This window comes from Mesorhizobium sp. M4A.F.Ca.ET.050.02.1.1, assembly GCF_003997725.1.
Taxonomy (GTDB): domain Bacteria; phylum Pseudomonadota; class Alphaproteobacteria; order Rhizobiales; family Rhizobiaceae; genus Mesorhizobium.
Genome location: NZ_RZSG01000446.1, coordinates 1 through 4983 on the forward strand (window position 1 = coordinate 1; position 4983 = coordinate 4983).

Here is a 4983-nt window from a genome sequence, read left to right on the forward strand (position 1 = left end):
CGCGACACCAGCGCCTCATGGCCCATCAGCACGCCGGCGCCGTCGCCCGCCTGCAGCGCCATGCTGTAGAGCGAGAATTCGGAGCCGGAATCGATCGACGGCCCCTTCAGGCCGGCGGCCTCGAACCACAGGGCCCAGTCGCCGGTCCAGGTCGTGTCCCACAACAGAAGCTGCGCGGCGAGATCGGCCGGCGTCTTCAACTGCCGGGCCAGCGCCGGCGCGCACACCGGAAAGATGACATCATCTGAGAACTTGCAAGCGCGGCCGCCGACCGGTGCCTGCCTGGTCAGGAAGATGGCGAGATCAAAAGGCTCGCGGCGGAAATCCGGCGGCTCCTCCAGCGCGTGGATGGAGGGGCGCAGCGTGGGCAATGCCGCGCGCAGCGCCGGCAGGCGCGGCGCCAGCCACAGCTGCGCGATCGAAGGCAGCGCCGCGATGCTGACCTGCGGCCGGGGCGCCGCGATGCGCAGTTCCTGCACGGCCAGCCCCATAGCGTCGAAGGCGGTGGAGAAGGCAGGCAGAGCGGCGCGGCCGGCGTCGGTGAGATGCAGCCCCTGCGCATGCCTCACGAACAGCGGCGCGCCGAGCCAGGCCTCCAGCGCCTTGACCTGATGCGACACCGCCGCCGGCGCGAATAATCTATCTGAGGGCCACCGGGGTCAGCTTGCCGTCGACCTTCCGCACTCAAATACGACGAAGCCCGGCTGCTTGATATCCCCCTTGGCGTCATAGGAGATGGTGCCGAGCACTGTCGAAATGCTTGCACCCGAATGGAGATAGTCGGATGCGGCCTTCGGATCGTCGGCCTTGGCACGGGCGATCGCCTCGGCAAGGATCTGCGTGGCTGCATAGGCGTATAGCGTCACCGCTTCGGTCGGTACGTTCCTGGCTTTCAGGTCGGCGACCGCATCCTTGGCCTCGGCGAAGGTGGCCGGATCGGGAAAGGACGTCATCAGCGTGCCCAAAGCCCCCTCGCCGCCGATGGCGCCGAACTCGCTGTTGGAGATGCCGTCGCCGCCCATCAGGATGGTGGTGACGCCCTGGTCGTGCATCTGGCGCACGATCAGCCCGGCCTCGGTGTGCTGGCCGCCATAATAGACAAGCTCGGCGCCCGACTGCTTGATCCTGGCGACGAGTGGGCTGTAGTCCTTCTCGCCAGGGTTGATTTCCTCTTGCAGCACCGGCCTGCCGCCGCCGGCGTTGTAGGCGCGCGCCATCTCGTCGGCGAGACCCTTGCCCGCCGTCGACTTGTCGTCGACGATCGCCACCTTCTTGCCCTTGAAGCGCTCGAGCACGAATTTGGCGGCGATGGCGCCTTGCTGGTCGTCACGGCCACAAGCGCGAAAAGCGTCCCACAGGCCGCGCTCGGTCACCATCGGGTTGGTGGCCGTCGGCGTCACGAACAGCACGGCGTTCTCGGCATAGATGTCGGAGGCGGGAATGGTGACGCCGGAATTATAGTGGCCGACGACATAATGCACGCCATCGGCGACGAACTTGTTGGCGACCGAGACGCCCTGCTTTGGATCGGAGACATCGTCGCCGACCGAGACGGTGAGTTTTTGCCCGAGCACGCCGCCATTGGCGTTGATGCGCTCGACCGCCGTCTTGACGCCGACGCGGTACTGTTCGCCATAGGCGGCATTCGGCCCCGACATCGGACCGGCGACGCCGAGCACGATATCGGCCCTGGCGACACCGACGGCGGCGGCCGTCATCAGGGCAGCAGTCATCAATCGCAGAATCATGCGCATGTCATTCCCCTTTGTGTTTTGAGAAAGCGGGCTCTTCGCCCGCGCTTTCAGGTGCTCAGTTCACGAAATGCAGTTTTGTGAACCGGCGCCGGAATTCACTGACAGCGGCGGCGATCGCTTGCGGCGCATCGTTGCCGCGCAGCCCCCTGGCGATGAGCGCGGCAAGCTCGGGCATGTCCTTCTCGGTCATGCCCCAGCGCACGATCTCCGGCGTGCCGAAGCGCAGGCCGTTCATGTCGCCGTCGACCGCCGCGATCGGCAGGCCGATGCCGCAGGTGAGGATGTTGGCCCGCCTGAGCCTCTTCGCCGCCGCCTGCCCGCCGCCGAATTCGGGGGCCTGAACCGCGAACTGGTGCGAGGTGGTGTGGCCCTTGGCCGTCGAGAACACCGGCAGGCCGCGCTCGGCAAGCGCCTGAGCCAGCGCCTTCGCCGTGCCGGCCATGGCGGCGGCATAGGCGCGGCCATGCGCCCTCCAGTCGAGCAGTGTGATGGCGAGCGCTGCCGACTTCGCGGCATCGAAATTCGCCGTCATGCCGGGAAAGGCGATCCGGTCGAGCTTCTCGGCGATATCGGCGTCGTTGGTGACGATCAGGCCGGAGGGCGGGCCGCCGAGGCTCTTGTAGGTGCTCATCGTCATGAGATGGGCGCCTTCCTCCAGCGGCTGCTGCCAGGCGTGGCCGGCGATCATGCCGCAGAGATGCGCCGCGTCGAACAGCACCAGCGCCCCGATCTCGTCGGCGATCGCCCGGATCTCGCGGATGGGATGCGGCAGAAGGTTGAGGCTGCTGCCGATGGTGATCATGCACCTCAAGGGCGAGTTCGCGCAGCCCGGCGACATCGACCGTGTAGCCATCGCCGTCGACAGGCGCGGTATGGATGTCGAGCCCATAGAGCCCGGCGCAGCCGGCCATGTGATGCGTGACATGGCCGCCGACGGCGGGCGAAGGCACGATCACGCTGTCGCCCGGCCGCGCCGCGGCGATGAAGGCATAGAGATTGGCGATGGCGCCGGAAGGCACGCGGATCTCGGCATAGCGGGCGCCGAACACCTCGGCGGCGAGCTCGGCCGCGATGACCTCGATGCGCTCGACGCCCTCCAACCCCATCTCGTATTTGTCGCCGGGATAGCCGAGCGACGGGCGAGAGCCGAGGCCCGAGGCAAGCGCCGCCTCGGCTCTGGGGTTCATCACGTTGGTCGCCGGATTGAGGTTGACGCAATCGGCCTCATGGACGCGCCGGTTGAGCGCGATGCCCGCCTCGATCGCCGCAAGCACGACGTCGCTCCCCTGCCCGCTCGTTTCCGTGGCCAGCCGCTGGACGAAATCCTCGCACTGCGCGGGAACCCAGGGCCTGCGAGCAAGAGCGGTCATCAATGCCTCCACCGTGCCAACCACCAACGATCCGGATGGTGGCGGCGATGGTATGCCGGCGCAAACGAGTAGTTCTAGGGGCTAGGCTTAGGTATTTTAGGGGTAGTTGAAACGGGCTCCGAAGGGCGACCCTGCCCCGCCGGAAACAACTTGTCGAAACGCTTAGCTGCCCATACCATGGCCGCCCCACGACCAAAGCTGATCAGGAGGTCAGTGAAACGGTCGGGTTTTGAGCCAGTGCAATGTAGGGAGGATAATCATGGCTTCCGCAGTACAGGCCGACAATGGCGTCAATGTAGAGGCGCTGCTCGCCGCAAAAGAAGCGCTTACCAATGCCCCGGAGGCCGCGCAATTCAAGTGGCGCGCGGCTTGCGAATGGAAGGATGGCACCCACAGCCACTCGACGGTGGAGAGTTTTTACGGTCTCGGCCAGGACCAGCATCGCAAGACCACCTTCGCATTCGACGCCGACCATCCGGAGGTGTTCGCTTCCCTGGATCAGGGCGCCACGCCTGTCGAATACGTGCTGGTCGGGCTGGCCAGTTGCCTGACCGCCGGCATCGCCGCGGTTGCCCAGAACCGGAACATCCAGCTGAAGTCGGTGAAAGCGACCATCGAGGGCGACATGGATCTCGCCGGCATTCTCGGCATCGACGCCGACGTCCGCAACGGCTTCAGCGGCATCACGGTGAAGTACAACATCGACGCCGACGCCAAGCGCGAGGACATCGAGGCGCTCGTCGCCCAGTCGCAGAAGCGGTCGGCCGTCTATGACATTGTCACCAATCCGACGAACGTCACGGTCGTGGTGAACTGAAAGGCGCTTCGAGCCGTAGACTCTCCCGATGAGAGGGTGCGATTAGTTCCGTCACCACAGTGATCGTCGGTGCAGGGCACGCGGGGCTCGCGATGAGCCGTTGCCTCGCGGAGCGCTCCATCGACCATGTGCTGCTCGAGCGCGGTGAGATCGCCCATAGCTGGCGCACCGAGCGATGGGATTCGCTGCGGCTGCTCACTCCCAACTGGCAGAGCCGGCTGCCCGGCTTCCGCTATGACGGCGACGACCCCGACGGTTACCGGACGCTGCCTGAGGCGATCGACTTCCTCGGCAACTATGCCAGGGCGATCTCGGCGCCGGTCAGGACCCATACGACCGTTACCTCGGTCCGCGCCGACGATGCCGGATATCTGGTGCGCACGGACCGCGGCGAGTGGCGGTGCCGGACCGTCGTGCTGGCGTCGGGCGCGTGCAACATCGCGCGCCTGCCCGATTTCGCCGCCCGCGTGCCGCCGTCGGTCGCCATGCTGACGGCGCAGTCCTACCGCAACCCAGGCCAGGTCGCCGACGGCGGCGTGATGGTGGTGGGCGCCTCGTCGAGCGGCACCCAGATCGCACAGGAACTGCAGCGTTCGGGGCGTCAGGTGACGCTGTCGGTGGGCGAGCACATAAGGGCGCCCCGCGTCTATCGCGGCAAGGACCTGGAATGGTGGATGGACGCCGCCGGCGTGCTCGACGAGCGCTACGACGAGGTCGACGACATCAGGCGGGCGCGACGCGTTCCTTCGCTGCAGCTTGCCGGCACGCCCGACCGCACCACCCTCGACCTTAACGCGCTGCTCGACCGCGGCGTCAGGCTCGTCGGCCGTCTCGCCGGCATCACCGAAGACGGCAAGGCGCAGTTTGCCGGGTCGTTGCGCAACATGTGCGCGCTTTCCGATCTCAAGATGGCCCGGCTGCTCGACCTCATTGACGAATGGGCGCGCGACAACGGGCTGGACGCGACGGTCGGACCGCCGGATCGCCCGCCGCCGACGCGTGTCGAGGACAACCCGTCGCTCGGCCTGGACCTCGCCAGCGG

The 4983-nt window shown here is 66.8% G+C and carries 5 protein-coding genes and 1 pseudogene; 2 read left to right on the forward strand and 4 right to left on the reverse strand.

The genetic code is table 11. The annotated features are described in order from the left end of the window. The 4 genes and pseudogenes from EOA33_RS24050 to EOA33_RS41535 form a co-directional block, all read right to left on the reverse strand. Positions 1-620, reverse strand: a 620-nt coding sequence (locus EOA33_RS24050; protein WP_127406755.1) for a LysR substrate-binding domain-containing protein, incomplete at its 3' end; no start/stop codon positions are given. 39 nt (positions 621-659) lie between these two features. Continuing rightward, a complete protein-coding gene (locus EOA33_RS24055; protein WP_348628256.1) occupies positions 660-1754 on the reverse strand; it encodes a branched-chain amino acid ABC transporter substrate-binding protein in 1095 nt (364 codons plus the stop codon). Positions 1755-1809: 55 nt separating this feature from the next. Next, positions 1810-2556: an aminotransferase class I/II-fold pyridoxal phosphate-dependent enzyme gene (locus tag EOA33_RS39805; protein WP_210212596.1), complete on the reverse strand. Its 747-nt coding sequence runs from the start codon at positions 2554-2556 to the stop codon at positions 1810-1812. A gap of 166 nt (positions 2557-2722) precedes the next feature. Further along, positions 2723-3124 (reverse strand): annotated as a pseudogene (locus tag EOA33_RS41535) (serine hydroxymethyltransferase); the annotation flags it as partial. Positions 3125-3383: 259 nt separating this feature from the next. Between EOA33_RS41535 and EOA33_RS24065 the strand changes: the two are divergent. Further along, positions 3384-3941: an OsmC family protein gene (locus EOA33_RS24065; RefSeq protein ID WP_126055179.1), complete on the forward strand. Its 558-nt coding sequence runs from the start codon at positions 3384-3386 to the stop codon at positions 3939-3941. 92 nt (positions 3942-4033) lie between these two features. Beyond that, on the forward strand, positions 4034-4983 hold a 950-nt coding region (locus tag EOA33_RS24070; RefSeq protein WP_127406756.1), incomplete at its 3' end, for an NAD(P)-binding domain-containing protein.

What these genes read in the sequence shown, in the direction of transcription:
- EOA33_RS39805 (WP_210212596.1), bottom strand. Translation starts at nt 2,556, where the DNA reads ATGATCACCATCGGCAGCAGCCTCAACCTTCTGCCGCATCCCATCCGC.
- EOA33_RS24055 (WP_348628256.1), bottom strand. Translation starts at nt 1,754, where the DNA reads ATGCGCATGATTCTGCGATTGATGACTGCTGCCCTGATGACGGCCGCC.
- EOA33_RS24065 (WP_126055179.1), top strand. Translation starts at nt 3,384, where the DNA reads ATGGCTTCCGCAGTACAGGCCGACAATGGCGTCAATGTAGAGGCGCTG.